Raw genomic sequence first — 26,690 nt, 5'->3', positions numbered from 1 at the left:
ATGCATTACCGGACCTTTGGCCGACTCGGCTGGAACGTGTCCGAGATCGGCTACGGCATGTGGGGCGTCGGGGCGGGTCCCGGCGGCTGGCAGGGCGCGGACGACGAGACATCGCTCGAAGCGCTCCAGCTCTCCGTCGATCTCGGCTGCAACGCCTTCGACACCGCCTGGATCTACGGCCGCGGGCACAGTGAGGTGCTGCTCGGCAGACTGCTGAAGGAGAACGCGGCGGCGGATCTGAAGGTCTTCACGAAGATCCCCCCGAAGGACCGGAACTTCCCGTCCACCCGGGAGTCGGAACTCGATGACGTCTTCCCTTACGACCACGTCATGGAGTACACGGAGAACAGCCTCGAGAACCTCGGCGTCTCCCGTATCGATCTGATGCAGTTCCATGTGTGGGAGGACGCCTGGGCCGCTGACGAGCGCTGGCTCGCCACGGTCGACGCACTCAAGTCCTCCGGCCTGGTCGACGGCATCGGCATCAGCATCAATCGGTGGGAGCCGTGGAACGCGATCGCGGCGCTGCGGACCGGGCTCGTCGACAGTGTCCAGGTCATCTACAACGTGTTCGACCAGGCTCCGGAGGACGAGCTGCTCCCGCTCTGCCGCGAGCTCGACGTCGCGGTCATCGCCCGGGTCCCCTTCGACGAGGGTTCGCTGACGGGCACGCTGACGAAGGACACCACTTGGCCCGAAGGCGACTGGCGGGCCTCGTATTTCGTGCCGGAGAACCTGAGGGAGAGCGTGGACCGCGCCGACGCCCTCAAGGAGATCGTGCCCGAGGGGATGACGCTGCCCGAGCTGGCGCTGCGGTTCATCCTCGACAACGAGGAGGTGGACACCGTCATCCCCGGCATGCGGCGGCCCGCGCACGTGCGGGCCAACATCGCGGCGAGCGACGGGACACGGCTCGCCGACGGGCTCCGCACGGCGCTGCGTACGCACCGCTGGGACCGCGAGCCGACCGAGTGGTCGCAATGAGCACGGTCGGGCCGCAGCTGCTGGCCCTGTGGAGTCCGCCGCGGTCGCGCTCGACCGCCTTCTTCCGGATGATGGCGCAGCGCGGCGACTTCCGCATGTTCCACGAGCCGTTCTCCGACTTGGCCGCAGGACAGCCGTTCGCGGTGGACAAGGCCGTGTACCGCACCCCCGGGGAACTGTTCGCGAGGTTCGTGGAGCTGTCGGACACGACGCCGGTGTTCTTCAAGGACACCACCGAGTTCCGGCACGCGCCGCTCTTCGAGAGTCTGCCGCTCGCCGAGCGTGTGACCCACACGTTCATCATCCGCGAGCCGCGGGCCGCGATCGAGTCGCACTACGCGATCAATCCGGAGGTGACACTGCCCGAAATCGGCTATGAGAACCTGTACGAGATCTTCGACCGGGTCCGTATGGAGACCGGCCGCACGCCCGCGGTGATCGACGCCGACGTCCTCGTCGAGCACCCGGCCACCGTCATCCGGGCCTACTGCGCGACGGTCGGCATCCCCTACGACGACGGGGCCCTGTCGTGGTCGCCGGGCGAGCGCTCCGAGTGGAGCCGTACGAGCCGCTGGCACCAGGACGTCGCGCTGAGCTCGGGATTCCACGCGCGCAGCAAGCAGTACGAGGTGACGGTCGACAACAGCCCGGTGCTGAACGGTTACTACCGTCACCATCTGCCCTTCTACGAAAGGCTGCGCGCCGCTGCGCCGGGCACGCCCGCCACGGGCTGAGGCCCGCGCTCCGACAGAGAAGCAGCACCAGACGACAGGGGTCCACGATGTCTTCCTGCACGCCTTCGACCAGACTGCTGCCCGACCCCAACGGCCGCAGGGTGCCGTACCCCGATCCCGGGGCCGCCGCGACCACCCTGGACCTCATCGAGGAGCAGGCCCGTGATCGGCCGGACGCCGTCGCGCTGGTCTACGACGGCGCGACGCTGACCTACGGCGGCCTCGACCGCAGGGCGAACACGCTGGCGGCGGCGCTGATGGACCACGGCGCCCGCCGCGACACGCTGTTGCCGCTGCTGGTGAGCGACGGGTTGGAGCTACCGCTTGCGATGCTGGCGGCGATGAAGGCCGGGGTGCCCTTCATTCCGTTCGACCCCGCCTGGCCCGTAGAGCGGCTGCGGGCACTGTTGGGCGACCTCGGCACAGACCTCGCTGTCGGCTCCCCGCGCACCCCGCGGACGGCGCTCGCCACGGCCCGCACCCTGGTGACCGACCACCGCACCCTCGCGGAGACCGCCGAGGCGCCCGCCGCGGGCCGGCCGGCGCGCCCAGACCTGTTCTACGGCTTCTTCACCTCCGGCACCACGGGACTGCCCAAGTGCACGCTCAACGTGCACCACGGCCTCCTCAATCGGTTCCTCTTCATGACCCGCAGGTTCGGCACCGGGCATGTGTCACTGCAGAACAGCCGGTCCGTGTTCGACTCGTCGCTGTGGCAGCTGCTGTGGCCGCTGACGTCGGGCGGCAGCGTCGTCATGCCGCGCAGGGACGGGTTGCTCGACCTGGAACGCACCGTCGAACAGATCGAGCGCCACGGTGTGACGATCACTGACTTCGTGCCGTCGATCTTCACCGTCCTCGTCGACCTGCTCGCCTCAGAGCCGCGGCTGCGGGACGCGCTCCGCTCGCTGCGGCACGTCCTGCTGGGCGGGGAGGCCATCAACGTGGACGCGGTGCGCCGCTTCCTCGACCTGCTGCCGGGGACGGCGGTCACCAATACCTACGGGCCCACCGAGGCGTCGATCGGCAGCGTCTTCCACACCCTGACGGCCGTGGACGGCGAGGAGATCCCGCTGGGGCGTCCCATCGACAACACCTCCGCGATCGTCGTGGACGACGCGCTGCGGCGCCTCGGCACCGGCGAGACCGGCGAGATCCTCATCGGCGGCGACTGCCTGGGCCTCGGCTATCTCGGCGCCCCACAGCGCACCGCCACCGCCTTCGGCCCCAATCCCTTCCCCAACATCCCCGGTGATCGCCTCTACCGCACCGGCGACCTCGGCCAGTACCGCGCGGACGGCCGCCTGTACTTCGTGGGCCGCCACGACGACCAGCTCAAGGTGCGAGGCGTACGGATCGAACCGGCGGAAGTCGAGCGGGCGCTGCTCGCGCTGCCCGGCGTGCAGGACGTGAAGGTAGTCGTGCAGGGCGAGGCGGACCGGACGATGCTGGTCGCCGCCGTCGTCGCCGAGGACAGTTTCGACGCGGTGGCCGCGCGGTCCGGGGCCAGGAAGCTGCTCCCGGCCGAGCAGGTACCCGACCGGTTCGTCCCGGTCACCAGCATGCCGCTGTCACCGAACGGCAAGGCGGACCGCCGCGCCCTGGCGCGGCTCCTGGCGGAACGCGCGCCCGAAGCGGCAGAGTGCGGCACGGCCGGGCGGGCCGGGGACACCCCCGAAGAGGCAGTGCGCGCCCTGTGGACCGAGCTCCTCGGCACAGGCCACGAAGCGGACCCGGACGACAACTTCTTCGACTTCGGCGCCACGTCCCTGAGCCTGCAGAGCCTCGCGCTGCGGCTGCGGGACCTGTCGGGGGTACGCGTCTCGGTCCGTGATCTGATGGCGGCCCAGACGATCCGCGCCCAGGCCGAACTCGTCGCCCGCGGCGGCGCCGTACGTGATGTGACCGCCGTACGCCGGCAGATGCTCGCCGACGCGATGCTCCCGCAGCGGTCCACGTACACCGCACCCACCGCACCCACCGCACTCCGCCATGTCTTCCTCACCGGAGGCACCGGCTTCCTCGGCATCCACCTCCTCGACGAGCTGCTGCGCACGACGGGCGCCACCGTCGCCTGCCTCGTCAACGCGCCCGACGACGCCGCGGCACGGGCCCGCCTCGACGCCCGCGCCCGCCACTACCGGCTGCCGCTGACCAGTGCCGACGAGCGGATCGAGGTGATCAGGGGCGACCTGGGCACCGAGCGGTTCGGCCTCGGCGAGGAGGCGTTCATCCGGCTCGCGGAGCGCACCGGGGCGATCGTGCACGCGGGCGCGGAGGTGAACCTCCTCTACCCGTACCAGCGGCTGCGCCCGGCCAACGTGCTCGGTACCCGTGAGGTGATCCGGCTCGCCCGCGGCGGCAGCGGCCCGCCCCGGCCCGTGCATCACCTGTCGACGCTGGCGCTGCTCCCGCACGGGGCCGCCGCGCCCGACGAGAGCACCTTCCCCTCGGTCGGCGAGGTCCCTGAGAGCGGCTACAGCCAGACAAAGTGGGTCGCGGAGGCCATGCTCCAAGAGGCCAGCCGGCAGTACGGCCTGCCGGTCAGCCTGTACCGAATGGGCGAGGTCATGCCGCACACCCGGACCGGGGTCTTCAGCCACGGCGGCGGCCTCGCGGAGTTCGTTCTCGACGCCTGCGCCAAACTCGGCGTCTTCTTCGAGACGGACGCGGTGAGCGACTTCACGCCCGTGGACCACGTGAGCCGGTTCATCGCGGCCGCCGTACGGGGCGGCTGCCTCGGCACGACGTTCCATGTGGTGCAGCGTGAACCGATACGCCTCGACGACCTGCTGGGCCGCTTCGCCGTCGAGTTCGGCCTGCGGCAAGTGACCTACCCCGAGTTCCACCGGATGGTCGGAGCACGGGACACCGCACTGATGCGAAAGCTGGTCACGATTTTGCCGGATCCGGGTCCCGGCAAGGCACACGGCCTGCACGGCCTGTTCCGGTCCGTGCTGTCGCCGGACTTCAGCCGCAACTGCCACAAGCTGCTCCAGTCGATCGAGGTGGACTGGAGCCCGGTCGGCCCCGAGGTGTTCGCACGGTATGCGACGTCGCGGCGCCCTGCACAGCCGGTACAGGGAGACGGTGGCATCGGCTGAGACTTCCACGCACAGCGGCAGGCCGCAGGGCATGTCCTGGCCGGCGATGCCTTCAGGTGAGGGTGCCTGAAGAGCTTTCTACGTGCGCTCGAGGTCGAAGACGGCAGCTGTTCCTTCGGCATGGGACGACCGCATCATGACCGCTCCGCCGCAACTGCCGGAGGGAGCAGACCCTGGTCCACGTTTGCTCCAGTGATCACCATGGCCGCATGGGCGCCCGCGAGCTGACTTCGCATGGTAAGCGCCCCGGCGAGTGCCGCTGCTCCCGACGGCTCGGCGATCAGGCCGGTGGTGCGCTTCAACAGGCGCATGGCGTCCAGAAGTCGGTGGTCGTCCACCAGGACGAAGTCGTCCACGGTCGCGCGCATGGCCTCCACGGCGCGGGGGGCCGGCACGCGGGCGGCCAGGCCTTCGGCGATGGTCGTCGTGGGCGCGGTACTGGACGCGATATCACCGGTGCGCCAGGCACGTTCGGTCGCCGGTGCTCCCGTCGCGCCGACGGCGACGACTCGCGTTGAGGGGGCCACGGCCTTGAACCACGCCGCCACACCGCAGGCCAACGAGCCGTTGCCCACCGGCACGAACACGATGTCGATGACCGGGTGGAAACGAGTCAGCTCTACCGCGATGGTGCCGGCCCCTTCGGCGAGTGGGGGGTCGCTGCCGTCCTCCACAAGGGTCCAGCCGTGGCGTTCGGCCGTCTCGGCGGCGAGCTGCCTGGCGCTGTCGAAGTCGCCCTGGACGAGGTGGACCTGTGCACCGAGGCGCCACATTGCCGCGAGTTTCTTGGGATTGACACTGGAGGCGGCGAAGACGATGGTCGGCAGTCCATGCTCGCGACCGGCGTAGGCGAGGCCCTGTCCGAGGTTACCGGCCGACGCACACACCAGGACGGCGCCTCGGGTCCGGGTCTGGGCGAGAAAGTCAGTGCCGCGCCCCTTGAAGCAGCGGATCGGATTGACCGTCTCGACCTTCAGCAGTGCCCGCATTCCCAACGCGTCATCGAGTTGGTCGGCCCGGAACTGTGGTGTATCGCGGAAGACGGGGTTCACGCAGGCGGCGGCCTTTTCGATCTGGCCGACATCGACAAGGGGTTCAGGCATGCCGTTCTCCATCCCAGAGGCGTGAGCGCGAGTCCACATCCATGGAGGCACTCCCGAACTGGCCATTGAAGAAGGCGCTAGTGCTCATCAAAGTAGGCAGGGGGAACGGTCCCGTCAATGCGGTCGCCGCGAACCTGGGGCGGTTCCACCGCCGGCTGGCCGGGCGGGCGCCGCGTCGACCCTCGTCGTCGGCCTCGGACACGTCGGCTTGCTCGTCGGCCCCCTCGTCATCAGCAGCGTCAGCACGTTCATCGGGCTGCCCGGCGCGTTGGTCGTCCCCGCTGTGCTCGTGCGCGGTGCGGGGCACCTCGCTCCGGGACCTCCCCGAGGGGCCCCGCCAGGTGATCGAGGCGGCGCGATTTCCGTCATGATGCCTCGGGAGTGGCGGACGACCGCTTCTACCTCATCGGCAACACCGTGCTCGCGGCCAGCGTGTCCTGTGTGCACGGCGGTGTCATGGCCGTCTCCAAGGAACGTCGCCGCGGGACCCTCGGGATGGTCCTCCTCATCCCGCGGGCCCGGGTCCCGCTCTGGGCCGGGCGTGTCCTGCCCTATGTGGGCAACGGCTTCCTGGTCATGACCTTCGTGGTGGCAGCGGTCACCTGCGCCTTCTTCGGCCTCTCCCTGGGAGCGCTCTCGCTCCGGGTCCGAGACTCGTCCGTCGTCTCGAACATGGCCTTCACCCTCCTGATCCTCTTCAGCGGCGCGAACCTCCCGCACGAGGCCATGCCGGCCTGGATGCGGGCCGTCGCGACCGTGACACCCATGTCCCACGGCATCGAAGCCCTCCGCGAGTTCTTCGCGGGAGCCTCCTGCTCCGCCATCTGGCCCGACCTCGCGGCCGAGGGCGCACTGGCAGCCGGCTACGCGGCTCTGGCCCTGGTCCTGCTGCGCCACTTCGAACGGCGGAGCCGGGCGACGGCCTCTCCGCACATCGTCTGAGGAAGTCCGCTTCGAGCCGCCGTCATGGACGCGGCTCACGGCCCCTGGATGCCTTCCGGGACCTCCCCGACCAGCACCTTGAACACCACACGGTGAACGAGATCCGTCCTTCCCTGCCAGGCGACGACGCCATGGCCTGACGGCCCCAGGTCCGCCGACGCGGGCGAAGGTGCCCCGGGTGTTATTGAATGAGGTGTGCGGTCAGGAATCCGAGGACCCTGTCGCACGGGTTCTGGCCGGGCCCCGGCGCCGTGCCGGGGTTGGCGAGCGAGCCGAGAGAGTCGCATGGACGCCACACCCTCACCCTCTTCTTCGTCGCCGTTCGACATGGTCAGCAGCGCCTTGGGGCAGTACATCCCGCGCGGCGCGGCGGCGGAGGCCGCCGGTTCTGCCCTCTCGCAGGGCGACCGCGCCACCCGCCGGCGCGTACCCGCCAACCCGGCGCCCGGCCGTCAGGAGCAGATTCTCGGCGCGGTCAACCTGGACCGGGATCTGAGGATCACCCGCTGCAATCTGGACGCCCCCGTCTTCGCGGGGCTGGACGCCGTGGCCGGGAGCTCTTTCGTCGATCTTCTGCCTCCCGGTGACGTACCGACGGTCACACGGCGGTTGCGGCAGGTCCTCGAGACCGGTGAGCCGCACGTCGCCCGGGTGCAGCGCCTTCGGCGCGGCGACGGGTCGGAGCTGGTGGTCTCGCTGAGCATCCTGGCCGCCGCGGCGCCCCAGGAGGGCCTGACCGTCACCCTGATCGCCATGGCCAGGAGGCTGCACCTGTACGCCGCCGAGACCGCGATCGGCACCTCGCTGGACATCGGCGAGACCGCGCAGTCGCTGGCGGAGTCCCTGCTGGCGTGGGGAGACGTGGCCGCCATCGACCTCGACTTCGCCGTGTGGACGGGCGAGGGGGTCACCGGGCAGCGGCACGGACGCGTCCGGCTGCGGCGGGCGGCCCTGGTGCCGGACCGGGTGTGGCCGGACGGCTACGTGACTCCGGGCGACGATCTTCCCGGCGATGCGAGTCGCCTGCTGTCGCTGGCGATACGGCGGGACGACGCGGCTCAGGCCATCGTCATACCCGACCGGGCGGCGATCGAGCGGGTACTCGGCAGTCCGCGGCTGGTACGCGCCCTGGTGCCCGGCGACCAGGCGGCGGCTGTGGCGTGCATACCGCTGGTCCTGGACTGCACGCCGCCCGTCGTTCTGGGGGTGGCGGAGGTCTGGCGGAGGGCGGACCGCCCCTTCGGCGACAGCGAGCTGCTCGACCTTCAGGAACTGGTGGCCCGGACCTCTCATCACGTCGACCTGGCCCGTCAGCACCAGCGCGAGCACACGCAGGTGCTGGCGTTGCAGCGCCGGCTGCTGCCACGGACCGGCGGCGACACCATCGAGACCGCCAGTGTCTACCAGCCCGCCACCCCCGACAGCGCGGGCGTCGGCGGTGACTGGGTGAACAGCTTTCCGCTGCCGGACGGCCGTACCGCGCTGGTGGTCGGTGACGTCGTCGGGCACGGCCTGGGGGCCGCCGCGACCATGGGACAGCTGAGCATGGAGGCCCGCGCGCTGCTGTCCGCAGGGCTGGCGCCCGACGAGGTGCTGGAGCACCTGGACGAGACCGTGACGCTGCTGGACGACGCGGATTCCGGGCTGGCGGCCGGCTACAGCGCCCTCGGGTCGACGTGCTGCATCGCCGTTTACGACCCGGTCAGCCACCGCGTGGCGCTGTCCAGCGCCGGCCACCTCCCCCCGGTCCTGGTGCCCCCGGGCGGGCCCGCCGGTCCGCTCGCGGTCCGGCCCCACCCCGGCCTGGGCACCGAGTTCGCGCTGCGGGAGCCGTTCGACGTGCAGGCGTTCGCCGCGCCGCCGGGCTCGCTGCTCGCCCTCTACACCGACGGCCTGGTGGAGGATCCCGCCGTCTCGATCGACGAGGGCATCGGCAGGCTGGCGGACGCCGTGTCCGCGGTGCACCCCTGGGACGCCCTGCCGCAGGCCGCGCGGGGCCTGGTCTCCGCGCTCGCACCCGTGCGCCGGCGCGACGACGTGACCCTGCTGCTCGCGCGCATGATCGGCTACCGCAAGGGGGACACCGCGACCTGGCGGCTGCCCGCCCGCGACGACGCGGCCGCCCGGGCCCGCACACTGGTCTCCGCGCTGCTGCGGCGATGGCACACCAGAGCCGACACCTGGGACAGAGTGGTGCTGGTGGTCGACGAACTGGTCGCCAACGCGGTCCGCTTCGCCGGCGGCCCCCTCACGGTACGGCTGATCAGGACCGGTCACGGACTGCTGTGCGAGGTGGGGGACACCGGCAACGGCAGGCCGCGGCTGGGCCAGGGCGAGCTCCTCGACGACAGTGGCCGTGGCTTGCAGGTCGTGCACAGACTCACCACCCGGTGGGGGGTGCGGTGGACGGAGACCGGCAAAGTGGTCTGGGCGGCATTCGGGCCGTGACGCGGCCGGGTCGGGCGGGCGTGCGCTCGTCAGGCGCTCGTCAGGCGGCGCCACCGGGCGTACGGGCAGCACGAACGGTGGTACGGGCGGGACAGCCGGTCGTACGGGCGGCACAGCCGGGTGGTACGGGCGGCACAGCCGGGTGGTACGGGCGGCACAGCCTGTCGTACGGGCGGCACAGCCTGTCGTACGGGCGGCACAGCCTGTCGTACGGGCTCGCGCTACAGCCACTCCCCCTGAAGGGCGGTGGCCGTGAGGCCCGGGGCCGCCGCGTACAGGACGGCGCGATCGCCCGGTTTCTGCCCGGCGTCGTGCGCCCTGCGCAGGATGTCGAACACGGCGGCGCCTCCGCGGTTGCCGCTGGTGTAGCTGTCCCGGCTGTAGTCCAGCAGCCCGGACGGCCACCCGTCGGGCATCGTCTGCTCCATGTACTCCAGCACTCGCGTCCCGCCGGGGTGCGCGAGCAGAACGTCGGGGTGCCAGGAGTCGGGGTCGTCCTGGTAGCGGAGGTGCAGCCACTGCCACATCGCGGTGACCGTCTCCTGTACGGCGCGCGGCCCGCGCCGGTCCATCACGAAGTGGGTGCCGTCCGCCCGTGTCTCCAGGCGGTGCAGGTTCTGGGTGCCGGGCAGGGTGTGGTGCCAGGCGGCGTCCAGCCGCAGCACCGACTCGGGCCTCGGACGGCCCGTGACCACGGCGGCGACCGCGGTGTCCGCGAACAGCAACCGGACGATCAGGGACTCCAGGGTGTCGTCCGAGGGCTGATAGGTCGTGCTCAGCGCCTCCGCGATCACGACCAGGACCACCCGGTCGGGGTCCGCGGCCACGAGATCCGCCGCCAGCGCCAGTGAGCGGGTCCCGGCGATGCAGGCCCACTGCGTGGCCGGCAGCAGCATCACGTCACTGCGAAGCGGGAGTTGGTTGGCCAGGGCGATGTCCAGCCCCGGCAGCGCCGGAGTGGTGGAGTGGCTGGTGATCAGGCAGTCGACGTCTGCGGCGTCCAGCCCGGCGATCTGGAGAGCCCCGCGTGCGGCGCGCTCCCCGTAGGACTGCACGGCCGCCCAGGCCGGCGCGGTGCGCTCCTGGACGGTCTGCGGCGCGGGTATCGCCTCGAGTGCGGCGATCACGCGGTCCACGTCCTGCTCGGTGAACCCGTCGCGGGCCAGCGCCTCTCGGGCCGGCCCTATGCCGGCGGTCCGCAGGCCGCTCCCGTCGCCAGGCGCGACGGCGGTCTCCAGCGGCAGCATCCACCCGCGGGTCTCGATGCCCGTGCCGGCCGCGATGCCTTCGATGCGCGGCGCCCACGCAGCGTCCGGGTGCCGGCCGCTCACTTCCGCCACGATCTGGCTGGTTTCCACGGTGTGCTCGCCGTGTATCACGGCAGGAGGGCAGAGGTAAGCGGCCATAGTCGGCACCTTTCTAAGGTGATTGAGGGGGATTGAGGGAGAACGTCGCTAGTGCTGTGTCATGGGTCACTTCGGCACTTCACATCCAAGTCGACGCCCGTTCGCCCCACTTCGGGCGCGGCATCCGCGTCGAGCATGGACGCCAAAAGGACATTTCCGCTGTGATGCGCGCAACTTAGACAGTCGCCGGAGTGCGTGACCTGACCCACACTCCGAGGAGGTTCCGCGGCCGCGGCAAGCGGCGGAGCGCTGTCAGTGGCAGGTGGCAGCATCGAACGCATGACGGACACCACGGCATTCGACTGGCGGTCCTTCCTGCTCAGGTGGAGCGGGGAGTGGGCGGATTCCCTGCCGGAGGACGAAACGCGGGGCGGGGACGACGAGACCGCCCGGCGGGCGCGGTGGCTGGGCTTCCCGCCCGCGTCCGAAGAGCGCATCGCAGCCATGGAAGAGCGCCTCGGCCGGCGGATGCCCCCGTCGTACCGGGAGTTCCTCAAGGTCAGCGACGGGTGGCGGCACGCGGGCGCATTCGTGTGGCTGCTGGCGGGGACCGAGGGCGCGCACTGGCACAACAACGAGTCGGAGCTCGCGGACTTGTTCGAGGAGTACCTGGACGAGGACGCCGGGCCCGAGGAGCGGCTGGAGGCGGACATCTGGCGGCGCGGACTGCAACTCGACGTCGAGTCCGACGTCACCCACGTCCTCATGGATCCCGGGGACGTGGACGAGGACGGGGAGTGGGCTGTCTACACGTGGGCGAGCTGGCGGGCGGAGCCACCCGAACGGCATGCGAATTTCGTCGAGTTCATGCGGGACATGTACCGGGAGTTCCACAGCCTGAGCGCGCACGGCAGTGACGAGGAGCCGGTGTTCGTCAACGACACGACGGAAAGGCTGGACTCCCTCGTGGAAGAGGCCCGGTCGGAGGCGCTGCGCGGCGCCTGGGAGCGGGCCGGGAAGGCGCTGGACGAGGCCAAGGAGTACGGCAGACCGCGGGCCGCGGGACTGGGCGACCAGATACGCCGCCTGCTCGGACAGACCTACATGGTGCACTTCGAGGACTTGGTGACGGACCCGCGGTACGCGCCCGATCTGCTGCCGCCGCTGGTCGCCGAGCACGCGGCGCACTCGTACCGGGACGACTCCGCGCTGACGTTCCCTCTGCGGGGCGCCGGCGACGCCGTGGTGTCACTGGCTCACACGACGCTGGATCAGGTGCGGAACGGCACGTACCGGTACACGGCGGCGGGACCGTTCGGGGAGGCGGTCGAGCGGGCGCGGGAGTTGGCGCGGTGGGGAGACACCGACGGGGCGTGGCGGACACTGAGGAACGCTGTGCCCCTGTGGGAGCCGCTGGGACCGGACCACCTGGCGCCGCTCGGGTGGGTCGCCGACCCCGTGCTCGGGCCGCTGCTGACCCCGGAGCGGGGCCGCGAGTTGCTGTCCACGCCCAGGGGCGGGCAGGCGGGTGAGGCGCCGAGTCCGACGGCCGGGCTCGACCCGGGCGGCCTGGCATGGCTCGCGGAGCCGGATCCGGGTGACAACCGCACGTCGTACCGGTTCGTCCTGGTGGAGGGGGCGGAGCCGGAGGAGCTGCCCGGGCGTCTCGCGGACGGGGACGGCACCGTGCTGAACGAACCCATGACCTTCTGGGAGGCGCGCAACAGATCGCTGCGCGACCGGAGCGAGTTCTCGTCCTACGACGACCGGGCTCTCATGGCGGTCGGCCGGGCCGGCACCGGCTGGAGCTTCGCCTTCGACGGCGCCCCCGCCCCGTTCCACCGGCAGCGGTTCGTCTCGCCGGCCGAGGCTGCCAGCGCGGGCACCCGCGCGGTGGTGGTGTGGAGCGGCCTGAGGACATCGCACCGGGAGCCGTTCTTCCACCTTTCGGTGGCGCGAGACGGCACCGAGCAGTACGCGTTCACCTACGCGGACGGCGAGGTCCGGTCAAGCGGGGAGATACCCCGGGCACTCGATCCGAGCCGGTTCTTCGGTGACGTGGAGAACGGCGCCGGGGCGGAACGGCCGTTGCTGGAAGCGGTGGCCGGGGAGTTCCGCGTCTGTCTGCCGCGTCATGCCCTCGTTGAGGGGCGGCTGCACACGTTCGCCACCCGTTCATGGACGCGGCCGCCCGCGGACGGAGAGACGTACATGGTGATCCGTATGCACCCTGGAGGCCCACGCCCGGCGGGCGGTGAGTGGTCGGGAGACGACGGGCCGCGCTGACGCCGTCGGCTGTCACGGTCATGAACGGGCTCCGGGACCTGACGGATGACCGGTGGACTCGGCGTTCTCGGTGGCGGCCCAGGAGGCCAGGAGTCGCAGGGCGATCACGGTCGCCAAGCAGGTCTTCTCGGACTGAGCGAACGGAAGGGACACTGTCACCATGCGAGTCGAAGGAATGGTGCGCTCGTGAGCCGGATCCTGGTGACCGGTTCCGCGGACGGCCTGGGACGTGCCGCAGCCGATGCGCTGCTGTCCGCCGGACACGACGTGGTCGTGCACGCCCGGAACCAGCGGCGCGCGGCAGGCCTCGACACGCTGGTCGCCCGTGGGGCCCGCCTCGTGGTGGGCGACTTCAGGGAACGCGACGCCGTCCGGCGCATCGCCGCGGAGCTGAACGACGCGAAGCCGCTCGACGCCGTCATCCACAACGCCGGTGTGTGGAGCGGACCGGCGGTCATGCCGGTCAACATCATCGCGCCCTACCTGCTCACGGTCCTGCTGCGCGGCCCGCGCCGACTGGTGTACCTCAGCAGCGGCTCGCATGTCGGCGGGCGTCCCTCGCTCGACGGGGTCGACTGGCGGGGCAGGAGCGCGGGCTCGTACTCCGACAGCAAACTGTTCGTCACGACGCTCGCCGCCGCGGTGGCTCGCCTGCGCCCGGAGGTGTTGAGCCATGCGGTCGATCCTGGCTGGGTCCCCACGAAGATGGGCGGACCGGGCGCACCGGACGATCTGGAGCTCGGCCATCGGACACAGGAGTGGCTCGCCTCCAGCGACGAACCCCAGGCCCTGACCACCGGCGGCTACTGGTACCACCGCGAGCGGCTGCAACCGCACCGCGCCGTCCACGACGAGGCGTTCCAGGAACGCCTCCTGCGGACGCTGGCCGAGGAAACGGGCACCGCGCCCTGAGCGGTCGGGAGCATTGCCCGTCTCAGAGGTCGCTCGCCATGCCCAGCCCCGTCAGAGCCCCGACCGGGTCCAGGTCGGGGGTGCCTCGGGGCCACCAGTCCTCCTGGCCCGGCTCGGACTCGTAGGCGTACCACAGGCCGTCGCGGCCCAGGCGGAGCTGGACGTGGCCGTGCGGGTGGGTGAGGTGGTTGCGCCAAGGGCGGAAGGCGGGCAGGTCGGCGGCGAGGAGCAGCGGCCGGGCCCGGTCGAACCGGCCGGCCGGCGGGTCCCACGGCTCCTCCAGTACGGCGAGGCCCTCCGGTCCGCCCTGGCGCCAGGCGGCTACCGCACGGGCCAGCTCGGACGGGCTGCGGCCCGCCGCGGAGGCCAGGGAGGAGTAGAGCGCCCGGGTGCCCGCGGTGAGTCCCGAGCCGGGGCGGGCCGCGGCCAGGCGGACCCCGTCCTCCCAGAGCGTCAGCTGCCCGACCGGGTCGCGGCCCGTGGTGAGCAGGGCGTGGGCCCGCGCGGCGGCGTCCGTGGCCAGCTGGTCCAGGGCGAACGGGTCCGGGCCGCCGGGGGATGCCGGGTAGGCCGGGGGCTGTTCGGGGTGCGCAGGCGGCGGCAGCGGTGCCGGCAGGGGCGGGAGGGCGCGCGGCGTGAGAACGTCACTGGCCCGCACTCCGGGCAGAGGCGCCGGCCCCTTGTCCTGGGCGGCGCGCGCCGCGCGGGTGGCGCTCAGCCGGGACAGCGCGTCGAGCAGCTCGCGTTCGCCCCGGCCGCGCAGCAGGAGCAGGACGAAGGGATCGGCGTCGAGCAGCCGCGCGGTCTGGTAGCAGAGGGCGGCGGCGTGCTTGCAGGGGTGGCCCCGGTCGGGGCAGCTGCACCGCGGCTCCAGATCACCCGGGCCCGGCAGCAGGGGCACACCGCAGTCCGCGAGGGACTGGGGCATCTCCTTGTCGAGGAGTGCCGCGATGTGCCCGGGCCGGTCCGCGGCGGCGCCCAGGAACCGCTCCCAGTCCTGGTCGTCGAGTGTGCGCAGCCGCACCTGCACGCGGTACGGGCGCGGGCGGCTGCCCCGCACGTACGCCAGCACCAGGCCGGGCGTCACGGTGATGGCATCGACATGCCCCTGGCCGGCGTAACCCCGCCCCCGCTCCAGCCGCTTGACGTCCAGCGCGCCCTGCTCCAGCGCGGCGACCCACGCGTTTCCCCACCAGCTCTCGGCGAAGCCCTTGTCGTCCGGCTCCCGGGGCGGGAAGGCCGGGAAGGTGCGGCGGAGTTCGTTGTCGCGGTCAGGAGCGGCCATGGAGTGGGGGGCCAGGGGGCCGTGGAGGTTGCCAGGGGCCCGGGGGGTCGGGGACGGGGTGGTGGAGGGGGTGGAGGCACGGGGCGGCGCGGCGGCCGTGGCGGCCTCGGGGATGCCGGGGCCGGGCGAGGGCGAGTCCTCATGGCCGGTCTCGCCCGGGGCCTCGGGCGTCCCGCCGGGGTCCGTCGCGGGCATCCGGAAGGCGTCGGACAGCATCTGCCGTACGTCACGCGCTTCCCCGCCGGCGGTGTTTCCGCGCGCCCGCCGGAGGGCCGCCGCCCGCTCGTCCACACGGCTCTGCCGTGTCCCGCGCCTGCGCCGGGCCCCCTCGCTCTCCGTCTCCTGCCGTGCCCGCCGCGCGTCCTGGCGAGCGGCGCGCAGCGCCTCGCGTGCGATGTCCGCCGCGCGGGGGGCCGGCTGGTCGGTGCCCCCTGAGGGAGCGGTCACCGTGCTCTCGGGTGGGGCGGAAGGCCGGTCCTCCTCGCCGGTGGGAGTGCCGGCCGAGTCCGTCTGGGCCGGGGCCTTCCCGGTCTCTCCCCGGTCGTGTGAGCCGTCCGGCTCCGTGGGTCCCGACGTGTCCCGCGGGATGTCTCCCGGCTGATCGGCGGGCACTCCGGCATCCGCGTCCCGCGGCGCGCCCATGTCCCTCGCAGGGCCTGCGCCCTGGTGCTCGGACACCGCCCTGCGCAGTGCCTCACGGGCGACGTCCGCCGGCTGGGGGGCCTCCTGTCCGGCGGGGGCCGGAGCCGAAGGGGGCGCGGGCCGGGAAGCGGGTGCCGGGTGCGGGTCGGACGCCGCCCGCTCGCGGGCCGCCCGCAGCGCCCGGCGGGCCTCGTCGGCCGGGCTGGGCGTCATGGCGTCCTCCGCAGGGATACCAGGTCGGACAGCTCACGGTCCGTCAGTTCGGTGAGGGCCGACTCGCCGGAGCCGAGGATCGCGTCGGCGAGGGCGCGCTTGGCCTGGAGCATCTCGGCGATGCGGTCCTCGATCGTGCCCTCGGTGATGAGGCGGTGGACCTGGACGGGCTGGGTCTGGCCGATGCGGTAGGCCCGGTCGGTGGCCTGTTCCTCGACGGCCGGGTTCCACCAGCGGTCGAAGTGGACGACGTGACCCGCGCGGGTGAGGTTGAGGCCGGTGCCCGCCGCCTTGAGGGACAGCACCAGGACCGGGGTCGAGCCGGCCTGGAAGCGGTCCACCATGCGCTCCCGCTCCGGTACCGGCGTGCCGCCGTGGAGAAGCTCGACCGGGACCGCCCGGGTGGCCAGGTGGGAGGTGATCAGACGGGCCATCCCGACGTACTGGGTGAAGACCAGCGCGGATCCGTCCTCGGCGAGCAGGGTGTCCAGCAGCTCGTCCAGCAGCGCGAGTTTTCCGGAGCGGGCGGCGAGCCGGTCGCCGCCGGACCGGGGCTCCTCCTTCAGGTACAGGGCCGGGTGGTTGCAGATCTGCTTCAGCGACGTCAGGAGCTTCAGCACCAGGCCCCGGCGGGCCATGCCCTCGGCGGTCTCGATGGCGAGCATCGACTCGCGGACCACCGCCTCGTACAGTGCGCCCTGTTCGCGGGTGAGCGGCACCGGGTGGTCGGTCTCCGTCTTGGGCGGCAGCTCGGGGACGATGCCCGGGTCGGACTTCTTCCGGCGCAGCAGGAAGGGCCGGACCAGGCGGGCCAGGCGCTCCACCGCCTCCTCGTCCTCGCCGTTCTCCACGGCACGGGCGTGCCGGGCGCGGAAGGACTTCAGCGGGCCGAGGAGGCCCGGGGTGGTCCAGTCGAGCAGTGCCCACAGCTCCGACAGGTTGTTCTCGACGGGCGTGCCGGTCAGGGCCACGCGCGCGGGGGACGGGATGGTGCGCAGCGCCTTGGCCGTGGCCGAGTAGGGGTTCTTGACGTGTTGCGCCTCGTCGGCGACGACCATGCCCCATGTCTGCCCGGCCAGGGCGGGGGCCGCGGAACGCATCGTGCCGTACGTGGTGAGGACGAAGCCGCCGTCCAGGTCGTCCAGGCTGCGGTCGGGGCCGTGGAAGCGGCGGACGGCGACGCCGGGTGCGAAACGGGTGATCTCCCGCTGCCAGTTGCCCAGCAGCGAGGCCGGGCAGACCACCAGCGTCGGCTCGCGGCGGGCCCGCTTCAGGTGCAGGGCGATGAGGGTGACGGTCTTGCCGAGGCCCATGTCGTCGGCGAGGCAGCCGCCGAGGCCGAGAGAGGTCATCAGGTCGAGCCAGGCCAGGCCCCGGAGCTGGTAGTCCCGGAGGGTGGCGTGCAGGCCGGGCGGCGGCGCGGCCGGGCGTACTCCCGCGGTGAGGCGGTCGCGCAGGGCGGCCAGCGCGCCGGCGGGTACGGCCTCGACCGTCTCGCCGTCCACGTCGGCGGTGCCGGTGAGGGCGACGGACAGCGCGTCGACCGGGTCGAGCAGCCCCAGGTCCCGCTTGCGGGCCTTGCGGACGAGGGCCGGGTCGACCAGGACCCACTGGTCGCGCAGCCGGACGACCGGGCGGTGGGCCTCGGCGAGGGCGTCCATCTCGCTCTCGGTGAGCGGGTCGCCGCCGAGCGCCAGCTGCCAGCGGAACTGGAGCAGTTCCTCGCTCTCGAAGAAGCCGGTGCCGTCGGTCGCCGAGCCGGGGGCCGGCCGGACCACCGCCGCGGCGGAGAGGTCCTGGGCCAGGTCCCTGGGCCAGTGCACGGCGACGCCGGCCGCGGCGAGCCGGGTGGCCGCGACACCGAGCAGGTCGCTCAGCTCCTCCTCGGTCAGCGCCAGCACGTCGGGCACGTCCTGGTCGGAGAGCCGGTCGAGCGGGGGCCAGACCCGGGCCGCGCGGCGGACGGCGAGGGCCGCGTCCACCCGGGCGCGCGGGCCGAAGGCGTCGTCCGCCTCGCCCGCCCACAGCGCCGCCGCGTCGGCGACGAGGGTGGGGTCGGCGAGGCTGTGCACCTGGACGATCGCGGCGCCGGCGCCGCGCGCGCCGCCGTCGAAGGCGTCGTCGAACAGGTCGTACGCCGAGAGGTCCAGCCGGAGCGAGATCCGCACGCCGGCGTCCATGCCGGCGGCGACCTCGGCGGCCCAGTCGTGGGCGTCGGGCAGGTGCTGGGCGTCGCGGGCGGCGAAGGGTCTGCCGGTGGCGTGGGGTGCGGCCGGGGTGCGCGGCAGGGTGTCGGCGACCGCGTCCAGGAAGGCGCGTACCAGCGCTTCCGGTTCGGGCAGGCGGATGGGGCCCGGGCCGGGCAGCGGGACGGCGTGCCCCTCGTACGGCAGGGCGGCGGCCACCGCGCGCAGGTGGGCGATGTCGTCCGGGTCCAGCGGGCCGGCGCGCCAGGCGTCGTGGCCCGTGGGGGTGAGGCCGGGCAGCAGCCGGCCGCGCGCGGTCAGTCGCAGGGCGTGCAGGGCGGCCGCGCCCCAGCAGGCGGTGGCGGGGTGGGCCGCGGGGTCGTGCCGGGCGCGCGCCAGGAGCGGCAGGGCCTCCCCCAGCGGGAGGGTCAGCGCCGGGGTGGTCCGCCGCCGGACCGCGGCGCCGCGCCGTCGCACGACGGTGAGTTCGGTGTCCTCGGTGAGCTCTGTGGTCCCTGCGGGCAGGGGCTCGCCCTCGGGGTCCCAGAAGGCGATGCGCCCGTCGCGCGGGAGGGGCGCGGGCAGGAAGACGGCCGGGAGCCGGACCGGGACCGTGGGCTCCCCCGCCCGCTCGGCCATCACAGCCGTGTCGCCCATACGCCCTGCCACCTCCCGCCCGCGTTTCGGATCAGCTGTCTCCGACTCTACGGGCGGGGTCTGACAATCGGCCCCGAGGGCCGGGCCGGGCTCCGGGTCAGGGCACCGTCCGGGACACCGCGTACACCCAGGGATACGCCGGGTTGGACAGGTCCACCACCACGTCGTGCGTGGGCGCGGGGTTCTTCTGCCGGTGGACGAAGCCGTACCAGGAGTCACCCTCGGGGAACTTCCAGCCGGTGACCTTGCGGTCGCGGGCGCCGATGGTGATGTGGTCCTTCTTCAGGTCGTCCCGGGTCATGCCCAGGCCCGTCAGGTAGGCGTCCAGACCGGCCGCGTTGGTCTCGAACTGGACGTAGAGACGGCTGGTCTTCCAGTTGTTGGTCTCGTAGTACGCCACGTGCCAGGCCGGGTGCGGGACGGGCACCTGGTAGATGCGGCGCTGGAGCTTGGACGGCCAGCCCTCGGTCAGGCCGGTCGCCGAGTACTTGGCCTCTTTGTCCTTGCCGCTGTCCCGGCTCTGGTTCGCGGAGATCACCAGGTAGCCGGCCGGGATGCCGATGAGCAGCACGATGATCAGCAGGGTGAGCGCCCTGCGGCGGATCATGTGGCGGCGGTCCTCGGCCGGGCGTTCCTCGCCGTCCGGCCAGGAGCCCTGGTGCGGCAGGGATGCGGTCACAGCGTCTCCTGGGTACCGCGGAGCGACTGCGTGTACCGCTCGAAGCGCTCGTACCGCTCCACCCGGCGGCGCTTGGCGCGACGGAAGCGGCGGGCGACCAGCCGGGCGAGGTCCGCGGCGCCGACCATACCCGCCTCGGGGCCGAGCTGGGCTCGGGCGATACGGGCCTCGGGACGGTAGCCGCGGCCGGTCAGATGCCTGCGGAACGCGTCCCTCGCGGGGCCGATCAGCAGGTCGTCGGCTGCCGAGACACCGCCGCCGATGACGAAGCAGGAGGGGTCGAGGGCCGCGGCGAGGTTGGCGATGCCGACGCCGAGCCACTGGCCGATGTCCTGGAGCAGCTCGATGCACATGGCGTCGCCCTCACGGGCCAGCTCGGTGATCATCGGGCCGGTGATGTCACCGATGTTGCCCTTGACGTGCTCGATGATCCCGTACGCCACCGGCGAGTCGGCCGCTGCCAGCTCGCGCGCCTCGCGGACCAGGGCGTTTCCGGAGCTGTACTGCTCCCAGCAGCCGCGGTTGCCGCACGGGCAGCGGTGGCCGCCGGGGACGACCTGCATGTGGCCGAACTCCCCGGCGACGCCGTACTTGCCGCGCTTGACCTGGCCGTCCTCCAGGATCGCGCCGCCGATGCCGGTGCCCAGCGTGATCATCACGAGGTGGTCCTCGCCGCGGCCGGCGCCGAAGCGCCATTCCGCCCAGGCGGCGGTGTTGGCGTCGTTGTCCACGAGGACCGGGACCGACAGGCGGCTGGCGAGGCGGTCCCTCAGGGGTTCGTTGCGCCAGGACAGGTGGGGGGCGAACAGCACGCGGTTGCGGTCGGCGTCGACCCAGCCGGCCGCGCCGATGCCGACGGCGTGCACGTCGTGCCGGTCGGAGAGGTCCAGGACCAGCTCGGCGATGGTGTCCTCGACGACCTTGGGGCTCTTGGACTTGTCCGGGGTCTCCGTACGGAGCTTCTCCAGGATGTTGCCGTCGGCGTCGACGACGCCCGCCATCACCTTCGTACCGCCGATGTCGATGCCGACCGTCGGCACGCGGGGTGCCGTCAGGTGTGAGCGGCGCTCCCGGGTGCCGACGGTGCGGAGCGCCGTGGCACGGCGGGAGCCGATGGGGGCGGTGAAGTCGCGGTAGGTGCTCATCGCCGCCGATTCTGCCTCACGGGGAGGCAGGGTGCGGAGCAGAGGGGTGGTGCGGATCGTTGCCGAGTGCGGGTTCGTGGGGGCTGCGCCCACGCGGCGGAGCCGCACACCGATACAGCCTCGCGCCCCCAGGAATCGCGTCCCCCTCAGGTCCTCTAAGTCCTCACCAGGAGCTGGAACTCGAACGAGTAGCGCGTCGGGCGGTACGTGTGCGTGCCGTACTCGACCGCGCGGCCCGTGTCGTCGAACGTGACGCGTTGCATGGTGAGCAGCGGGGCCCCCGTCTCCTCCGCCAGCCGCTCCGCCTCCACCGTCGTCGCCGCGCGGGCGCCGATCGACTGGCGGGCGCTGTGCAGGGTGATGCCGGCCGCCCGCATCAGGCGGTACAGGCCCGTGGTCTCCAGCTGGCCGGTGTCGAGGTCGATGAGGCCGGGGGGCAGGAAGTTGCACAGGTAGGCCATGGGCTCGCCGTGGGCGAGGCGGAGGCGTTCCACGCGGTGGACGTCGCTGTCCTCGGCGACGCCGAGTGCGGCGGCGACCTCGGCGGAGGCGGGTACGAGCGTGTTGACGAGGACCTTGGTGGCCGGGCGCTGACCCGCCGCCTCCAGGTCGTCGTAGAGGCTGCTGAGCTCCAGCGGGCGCTTGACCTGGCTGTGCACGACCTGGGTGCCCACGCCGCGGCGGCGTACGAGGAGGCCCTTGTCGACGAGCGACTGGATGGCCTGGCGGACGGTCGGCCGGGACAGGCCGAGCCGGGCGGCGAGCTCGATCTCGTTGCCCAGCAGGCTGCCGGGGGTCAGCGTGCCGTGCTCGATCGCGGCCTCCAGCTGCTGGGACAGCTGGAAGTACAACGGCACGGGAGAGCTGCGGTCCACGCTCAGCTCGAGCTGCACGGTCGGGTCCACTTCTGGTTTCGGCACGGGCCGAGCGTAGCTCCGTGCGTTGTTGACGGGAAGTTGTGTAGTCAGATTGTCCGGACATTCAGATTGACAGGGGCGGGTTGTGCACGCACTTTGTTTTCATGCGCATCGGCGTCATCGGTACGGGCCGCATCGGCACGATCCACGCGAACACCCTCAGCCGGCACCGTGACGTCGGCTCCCTGATCCTCACGGACGCGGACGCCTCGCGGGCCCAGGAACTGGCGAACCGGCTGGGTGAGACGGCCGCGCCCGGCGTGGAGGAGATCTTCCGGTGGGGGGTCGACGCGGTGGTGATCACGACGGCGACGTCGGCCCACGCCGAACTGATCGGTCGGGCAGCACGCTCGGGTTTGCCGGTGTTCTGCGAGAAGCCCATCGCGCTGGATCTGCCGGGGACCCTGAGCGCGATCGCCGAGGTCGAGACGGCCGGGACGGTGCTCCAGATGGGCTTCCAGCGCCGCTTCGACGCGGGTTACCGGGGCGCCCGCGAGGCCGTGCGCTCCGGCAGGCTGGGGCGGCTGCACACCGTGCGGGCGCTCACCAGCGACCAGGCGCCGCCGCCCGCGGCGTGGCTGCCGGTGTCCGGCGGGCTGTACCGGGACACGCTGATCCACGACTTCGACGTGCTGCGCTGGGTGACGGGCCGGGAGGTGGCGGACGTGTACGCGGCCGGGTCCGACGCCGGGCCCGCGATGTTCCGCGCGGCGGGCGACGTCGACACCGGTGCCGCGCTCCTCACCCTCGACGACGGCACGCTCGCCACGATCACCGGCGCCCGGCTGAACGGAGCCGGCTACGACGTGCGCATGGAGCTGGCCGGTGAGCTCGACCAGATCGTGGTCGGCCTGGACGACCGTACGCCGATCGCGTCCACCGAGCCGACCGGGCCGCCCGCCGCGGACAAGCCCTGGACGGGCTTCCTGGAGCGCTTCGGCCCCGCCTACGAGGCGGAACTGAACGCGTTCGTCGAGGTGGTGCGGGGCGAACGGGCCAACCCCTGCGACGGGCGCGAGGCCCTCCAGGCGCTGCGCGTCGCCGAGGCGTGCGAGCTGTCACGCCGGGAGCGCAGGCCGGTGCACCTCGCGGAGGTCCCCGGCGGGACCGCCTCGCCCTTCGGGTGACGGCGGGCAGCCGGCGGGCCGGCAGGGCGGTCAGTGCCCCTCCTGTTGCTCCTCCAGGAGTCCCGCGTCGTAGGCCAGCAGCGCGATCTGCACGCGGTTGTTGAGGTCGAGCTTGGCCAGGATGCGGGAGACGTGCGTCTTGACCGTGGCGACGCTCATGAAGAGGCCGGTGGCGATCTCCGCGTTGGACAGGCCCCGGCCGACCGCGACGGCGACCTCGCGCTCGCGGTCGTTCAGGGCGGACATGCGGGCACGCGCGCGTGCGCGGCGGGTGTCGGCGGCGGTGCCGACCGCGTGCTGCATCAGCTGGCGGGTGACGGTGGGCGACAGGACCGGGTCGCCGGCCGCGACCCGGCGTACCGCCGAGAGGATCTCGGCCGGCGGGGTGTCCTTGAGGACGAACCCGGCGGCGCCCACGCGCAGCGCCCGCAGGACCTGTTCGTCGGCGTGGAAGGTGGTGAGGACCACCACCTGCGGGGCGTCCTTGCGGGCGCGCAGCCGCTCCGTGGCCGTCAGACCGTCCACCGTCGGCATCCGGATGTCCATGAGCACGACGTCCGGGCGGGTGCGGTCGACGAGCGCCTCCACCTCGCCGCCGTCGGCCGCCTCGCCGACGATCTCGATGTCGTCGGCCCCGCCCATCATGAAGGACAGTCCGGCCCGCACCAGCGGATCGTCGTCGACGAGGAGGAGTCTGATCGCAGTCATGGGCCATACGTAACCACGCCCGGGGCGGATGCGGGGCCCGGACGGGCGATGACCCGCGCCGGCGGCGCCAACGCCTCGTGCGGGACGCGGGGTTGACGGGCCGTGCGCTCAGGCGCGCAGCGTCACCCCGTACAGGGTGCGCAGACGGCGGATCTCCCACCAGACCACCGCCGTCACCGAGGCGGGACCGCCGATGACGGCGAGGGCCTGGATCAGCGGCGGTCCGGGCGGCAGGCCGCCGGCGACCAGGCTCATGGCGGCGAACTCCCACACCAGCGTGCCGGTCAGCAGGGCGGGGAGCGCGGCGTGCACGGCCGCGGTGTTGAAGCCGGTACGGACGGCCGGGCCGGTCGCGAAGCCCAGGAAGAACAGGAGCCAGGCCAGGGGCAGGGCGGTCGCGAGGATCAGCCAGGGGGCGGCGCCCGCCGAACCGGAGGAGGGCGTCTGGTTCCGGCCGAGCATGATGATCACCCCGCCGAGCAGCGGGACGGCCATCACGGCGCCGACGTACCAGCGGGCCGACCGCAGGGCGACCCGGACCCGTGCCCGCATGGCCGACCTGGTCTCCGCCGACGCCCACCGGAACAGCACCGCGATCACGACGGGGGCGCTCAGGAGCAGCAGGGGCGGGGTGACCACCAGCCGCATCATGTACTGCTCCTGGGCCTCGGTGACGTCCTCCGGTTTGCCGTAGACGGCGAGCAGCAGCAGGGACATGGCGGCCGCGGTCCAGGCCCGCACCTGCTGCACGCGCGTCACGCGCCGGTCGTCGACGGCCCGGTGCGTGTGCGGGAACAACCGGCGGGCCCGGATGCGGGCCGAGCGCGCGAACGAGTAGCCCAGCACGAGCGGCAGGAACACGAACCAGGTGCACGGGGCGAGCAGCACCAGCCACACGCAGCCGGAGACCCGCGGCTGCCCCTGCCGCAACAGCTCGCGTACCGACGGCCATTCGCCACCGCGCAGGCCGCCCCTGCCCGGCTGCGGCTGGGGGACGTACGGGTAGGGGTACGGCTGGGGATGCGGGTGCGGGGGGTGCGGGTGGGGGTGCGGGTAGCCGTACGGTGCCGGGCCCGGCTGGGGCGGCACGTACGGGGGCGGCGGGTAGGGGCCATGGGCCGGTGGCCCGGGTGGCTGGTACGGATTGGTGGGTCCCCCGAAACTCACGTGCAGGTTCCTTCCGTTACGCGCGGTGCTGAAGGCGGCACAAACATCAGCCATCACCACAGCCAAGTCAACTCGGTTCGGGGCGGGGGGTCATGGGGTTGCGCGCACGCGCCCGGTATGCGCCCCGGAAACGCCCTGCCCGCGCCCCGGCAGGTCTGGAAGGATCACCGCATGCGCACCGTGTACGCCCTGCTCGTAGGCATCGACGACTACCCCGGCCGGCCGCTGCGCGGCTGCGTCAACGACGTACGGGCGGCGGAGAGCCGGCTGCGGAGCCTGAGTGGTCCGGCCACGCGGATCCGGACGCTGTACGACGCGGAGGCGACCCGGGCGGCGGTGCTCGCGGGGCTGGAGGAGCATCTCGGGCAGAGCGGGCCGGAGGACACCGCGCTGCTCTGGTTCAGCGGGCACGGCAGCCAGAGCCCGACCGCCGATCCGGGTGAGGCCACCGGCTGGTCACAGGCGCTGGTGTGTCACGACAGCCTGGTGCCGGGCGGGCAGCCGGTGTTGCGGGACACCGAACTCGGGGCGCTCCTGGACGGCATCGCGGCCCGTGGCACCCATGTCGTCGCGGTGCTGGACTGCTGCCACTCGGGCGGTGCGACACGCGAGGACGCCGCCGGTCCGCCCGGCGCGGCGGTCCGGGGCGCGCCCTGGCAGCCCTGGTGGCAGACGGCGGCGGTCGCGGGCGCCCGGGACGGCGGCGGCACGCAGGTTCCCGAGCCGGGCCGGCACGTGCTGCTGGCCGCCTGCCGCCCGCAGGAGCTGGCGCACGAGAACGTCGTCGACGGGCGGGTCCGGGGCTACTTCAGCCATGCGCTGCTGGGCGCGCTGGACCGGCTCGGCCCCACGGCCGCGTACGGGGAACTGCACGCGCTGACCGAGGCGCGCGTACGTGCCCTGAGCCAGGTGCAGCACCCCGAGCTGCGCGGGCCGGAGGACGGAGGGTTCCTGTCCGGCGACCCGGTGCCGGCCTCGCCGTTCCTGCTGCGGCACACGGCGTGGGGCTGGGAGGTCAACTGCGGTGCGGCACACGGACTGCGGTCCCCCGGCGCGGAGTTCACCCTGCTCGGGGACGCCGGAGCGCGTGCGGTGGTGGTCCGCGAAGTACGCCCCGAGTCGGCCCTGGTGGATCCGGTCGGCTGGCAACCGACGGACCAGGAGCGGCAGTCGGCGCACGCCGTGACTCCGTCGGCGCTGGCGTTCCCGCCCGCTGCCGTGACGCTGTCGGGCGAGACGGCCGCCGTACGCCTGGTCGCGAAGGCGGTCACGGAGGTGCCCGCCCTGGCCCTTGCGCCGGAGGGACCCGCACCGCTGCCGTCGGCGACCGGGGTCCGGGAGGGGCTGCCGCTGCCGTCGGCGCACGGCGCCGCGGACGCACTGCGGCTGCGTGTGGAGGTCGGGGACGGCCGGGCGCGGGTGTCGGGTGGTGCCGGGCATGCCCTGCCCGAGCTACCACTGCGGACCCCCGCGGACGCGGCACGTGTCGCCGACTGCCTGGCCCACATCGCCCGTTGGCACCAGATCCGGGACCTGGTCAACCCGGACCCGTTGCTGTCGTCGCTGGTCCGGATCACCGTCGAGGAGACCGCGGTGGGCAGCCTGCGGCACTCGGCGGTCGGCGAGGTCGTCTGCGGGTACACACCCGACGGCCGGGAGCCGCAGGTGCGGGTCGGGATCCACAACCACGCCGGGCGTCATCTGTGGGCGGTGCTGCTCGACCTGACGGACCGTTACGGCTCGTCGCCGCACCTGTTCGAGGGCGAGTTCATCGGGGACGGCAGGGTCGGGTGGGCACGGCGCGGGGAGCCCGTGTGGCTGCGGCTGCCGCCCGGGCGTTCGGCGGTGCGGGGCGCCTTCACCCGGGACTGGCTCAAGGTGATCGTCGCGGAGGACGAGCTGAACATCGCCCCGTTCCGGCTGCCCGCCTGGTCCCCCGGCGCCCCTTCCGGCGCACGCGGGAGCGTGGCACCGGCCGGTGGGGGCGGCCTGCTGCGGCTCGTCGCGGCGGGTGCCGGGGGCGGGCGGGACGCGGGCGGGCCGGCGTACGGGGCGGGCCGCTGGGGGACGGCCCAGTTGGTCGTCCGCACCGAGGTGTGACGAGC

18 protein-coding genes are annotated in these 26,690 nt (G+C 72.9%); 9 read left to right on the top strand and 9 right to left on the bottom strand.

All coding sequences use genetic code 11. From position 1 onward, the window contains the following. Genes HDA41_RS32200 through HDA41_RS32190 form a run of 3 tightly spaced genes read left to right on the top strand, consistent with a single transcriptional unit; the run spans position 1 to position 4,822 of the window. Positions 1-984 carry an aldo/keto reductase gene (locus tag HDA41_RS32200; protein WP_184990225.1) on the top strand — a complete coding sequence of 328 codons (984 nt, stop codon included), beginning with the start codon at positions 1-3 and terminating at the stop codon, positions 982-984. Continuing rightward, positions 981-1,718 carry a sulfotransferase-like domain-containing protein gene (locus HDA41_RS32195; protein WP_184990223.1) on the top strand — a complete coding sequence of 246 codons (738 nt, stop codon included), beginning with the start codon at positions 981-983 and terminating at the stop codon, positions 1,716-1,718. Before HDA41_RS32200 ends, HDA41_RS32195 begins: the two co-directional genes overlap by 4 nt. Positions 1,719-1,765: 47 nt before the next feature. After that, positions 1,766-4,822: a non-ribosomal peptide synthetase gene (locus HDA41_RS32190; protein WP_184990221.1), complete on the top strand. Its 3,057-nt coding sequence runs from the start codon at positions 1,766-1,768 to the stop codon at positions 4,820-4,822. 134 nt (positions 4,823-4,956) lie between these two features. Here HDA41_RS32190 and HDA41_RS32185 read toward each other — a convergent pair whose 3' ends face one another. After that, a complete protein-coding gene (locus tag HDA41_RS32185) occupies positions 4,957-5,925 on the bottom strand; it encodes a threonine ammonia-lyase (protein ID WP_184990219.1) in 969 nt (322 codons plus the stop codon). Positions 5,926-6,306: 381 nt separating this feature from the next. Between HDA41_RS32185 and HDA41_RS32180 the strand changes: the two genes are divergently transcribed. Then, the gene (locus tag HDA41_RS32180; protein WP_184990217.1) at positions 6,307-6,867 is read left to right on the top strand and encodes an ABC transporter permease; all 561 of its coding nucleotides are present in this window, start codon (positions 6,307-6,309) and stop codon (positions 6,865-6,867) included. Between the two features lie 285 nt (positions 6,868-7,152). Further along, the gene (locus HDA41_RS32175; protein ID WP_184990215.1) at positions 7,153-9,315 is read left to right on the top strand and encodes an ATP-binding SpoIIE family protein phosphatase; all 2,163 of its coding nucleotides are present in this window, start codon (positions 7,153-7,155) and stop codon (positions 9,313-9,315) included. Positions 9,316-9,536: 221 nt separating this feature from the next. Here HDA41_RS32175 and HDA41_RS32170 read toward each other — a convergent pair whose 3' ends face one another. Further along, complete coding sequence (locus HDA41_RS32170; protein ID WP_184990213.1) at positions 9,537-10,721, bottom strand: beta-ketoacyl-[acyl-carrier-protein] synthase family protein; 1,185 nt, start codon at positions 10,719-10,721, stop codon at positions 9,537-9,539. A 279-nt stretch (positions 10,722-11,000) separates the two neighbouring features. On the opposite strand from HDA41_RS32170, the gene HDA41_RS32165 reads away from it, so the two are divergent. Then, complete coding sequence (locus HDA41_RS32165) at positions 11,001-12,947, top strand: SMI1/KNR4 family protein (protein WP_184990211.1); 1,947 nt, start codon at positions 11,001-11,003, stop codon at positions 12,945-12,947. Positions 12,948-13,133: 186 nt separating this feature from the next. After that, the gene (locus HDA41_RS32160) at positions 13,134-13,859 is read left to right on the top strand and encodes an SDR family NAD(P)-dependent oxidoreductase (RefSeq protein WP_184990209.1); all 726 of its coding nucleotides are present in this window, start codon (positions 13,134-13,136) and stop codon (positions 13,857-13,859) included. A 22-nt stretch (positions 13,860-13,881) separates the two neighbouring features. On the opposite strand, the gene HDA41_RS32155 is transcribed toward HDA41_RS32160, so the two are convergent. The 5 genes from HDA41_RS32155 to HDA41_RS32135 form a co-directional block, all read right to left on the bottom strand. Then, on the bottom strand, positions 13,882-15,999 hold the full coding sequence (locus HDA41_RS32155) for an SWIM zinc finger family protein (protein WP_184990207.1): 2,118 nt from the start codon (positions 15,997-15,999) through the stop codon (positions 13,882-13,884). After that, positions 15,996-18,842 carry an SCO1167/SCO6262 family helicase gene (locus HDA41_RS32150; protein WP_184990205.1) on the bottom strand — a complete coding sequence of 949 codons (2,847 nt, stop codon included), beginning with the start codon at positions 18,840-18,842 and terminating at the stop codon, positions 15,996-15,998. Before HDA41_RS32150 ends, HDA41_RS32155 begins: the two co-directional genes overlap by 4 nt. Before the next feature lie 97 nt (positions 18,843-18,939). Continuing rightward, positions 18,940-19,521: a sugar kinase gene (locus tag HDA41_RS32145; RefSeq protein ID WP_184990203.1), complete on the bottom strand. Its 582-nt coding sequence runs from the start codon at positions 19,519-19,521 to the stop codon at positions 18,940-18,942. Beyond that, on the bottom strand, positions 19,518-20,666 hold the full coding sequence (locus HDA41_RS32140; protein ID WP_184990201.1) for an ROK family glucokinase: 1,149 nt from the start codon (positions 20,664-20,666) through the stop codon (positions 19,518-19,520). The genes HDA41_RS32145 and HDA41_RS32140 overlap by 4 nt, the downstream gene beginning before the upstream one ends. Positions 20,667-20,821: 155 nt before the next feature. Further along, positions 20,822-21,559, bottom strand: a complete 738-nt coding sequence (locus HDA41_RS32135) for a GntR family transcriptional regulator (protein ID WP_184993911.1) — start codon at positions 21,557-21,559, stop codon at positions 20,822-20,824. A 128-nt stretch (positions 21,560-21,687) separates the two neighbouring features. Here HDA41_RS32135 and HDA41_RS32130 point away from each other — a divergent pair, with 128 nt between their 5' ends. After that, entirely contained in the window at positions 21,688-22,710 is a 1,023-nt protein-coding gene (locus HDA41_RS32130) for a Gfo/Idh/MocA family protein (RefSeq protein WP_184990195.1), read from the top strand. A gap of 30 nt (positions 22,711-22,740) precedes the next feature. On the opposite strand, the gene HDA41_RS32125 is transcribed toward HDA41_RS32130, so the two are convergent. Both HDA41_RS32125 and HDA41_RS32120 read right to left on the bottom strand, forming a co-directional pair. Continuing rightward, positions 22,741-23,418: a response regulator transcription factor gene (locus HDA41_RS32125; RefSeq protein WP_184990193.1), complete on the bottom strand. Its 678-nt coding sequence runs from the start codon at positions 23,416-23,418 to the stop codon at positions 22,741-22,743. Positions 23,419-23,526: 108 nt separating this feature from the next. Then, positions 23,527-24,585, bottom strand: a complete 1,059-nt coding sequence (locus HDA41_RS32120) for a hypothetical protein (protein WP_230299540.1) — start codon at positions 24,583-24,585, stop codon at positions 23,527-23,529. 171 nt (positions 24,586-24,756) lie between these two features. Between HDA41_RS32120 and HDA41_RS32115 the strand changes: the two genes are divergently transcribed. After that, a complete protein-coding gene (locus HDA41_RS32115; protein WP_184990191.1) occupies positions 24,757-26,685 on the top strand; it encodes a caspase family protein in 1,929 nt (642 codons plus the stop codon). The last annotated feature ends 5 nt before the right edge of the window (positions 26,686-26,690 follow it).

Origin of the sequence: Streptomyces caelestis, assembly GCF_014205255.1 — a bacterium.
In the GTDB taxonomy this organism is placed as follows: domain Bacteria; phylum Actinomycetota; class Actinomycetes; order Streptomycetales; family Streptomycetaceae; genus Streptomyces; species Streptomyces caelestis.
Note: the sequence above shows the minus strand (reverse complement) of the source record. Positions and strands in the feature narration are given on the sequence as shown.

What these genes read in the sequence shown, in the direction of transcription:
- HDA41_RS32150 (WP_184990205.1), bottom strand. Translation starts at nt 18,842, where the DNA reads ATGGGCGACACGGCTGTGATGGCCGAGCGGGCGGGGGAGCCCACGGTC.
- HDA41_RS32130 (WP_184990195.1), top strand. Translation starts at nt 21,688, where the DNA reads ATGCGCATCGGCGTCATCGGTACGGGCCGCATCGGCACGATCCACGCG.
- HDA41_RS32200 (WP_184990225.1), top strand. Translation starts at nt 1, where the DNA reads ATGCATTACCGGACCTTTGGCCGACTCGGCTGGAACGTGTCCGAGATC.
- HDA41_RS32155 (WP_184990207.1), bottom strand. Translation starts at nt 15,999, where the DNA reads ATGACGCCCAGCCCGGCCGACGAGGCCCGCCGGGCGCTGCGGGCGGCC.
- HDA41_RS32115 (WP_184990191.1), top strand. Translation starts at nt 24,757, where the DNA reads ATGCGCACCGTGTACGCCCTGCTCGTAGGCATCGACGACTACCCCGGC.
- HDA41_RS32165 (WP_184990211.1), top strand. Translation starts at nt 11,001, where the DNA reads ATGACGGACACCACGGCATTCGACTGGCGGTCCTTCCTGCTCAGGTGG.
- HDA41_RS32170 (WP_184990213.1), bottom strand. Translation starts at nt 10,721, where the DNA reads ATGGCCGCTTACCTCTGCCCTCCTGCCGTGATACACGGCGAGCACACC.
- HDA41_RS32175 (WP_184990215.1), top strand. Translation starts at nt 7,153, where the DNA reads ATGGACGCCACACCCTCACCCTCTTCTTCGTCGCCGTTCGACATGGTC.
- HDA41_RS32140 (WP_184990201.1), bottom strand. Translation starts at nt 20,666, where the DNA reads ATGAGCACCTACCGCGACTTCACCGCCCCCATCGGCTCCCGCCGTGCC.
- HDA41_RS32195 (WP_184990223.1), top strand. Translation starts at nt 981, where the DNA reads ATGAGCACGGTCGGGCCGCAGCTGCTGGCCCTGTGGAGTCCGCCGCGG.
- HDA41_RS32185 (WP_184990219.1), bottom strand. Translation starts at nt 5,925, where the DNA reads ATGCCTGAACCCCTTGTCGATGTCGGCCAGATCGAAAAGGCCGCCGCC.
- HDA41_RS32125 (WP_184990193.1), bottom strand. Translation starts at nt 23,418, where the DNA reads ATGACTGCGATCAGACTCCTCCTCGTCGACGACGATCCGCTGGTGCGG.
- HDA41_RS32190 (WP_184990221.1), top strand. Translation starts at nt 1,766, where the DNA reads ATGTCTTCCTGCACGCCTTCGACCAGACTGCTGCCCGACCCCAACGGC.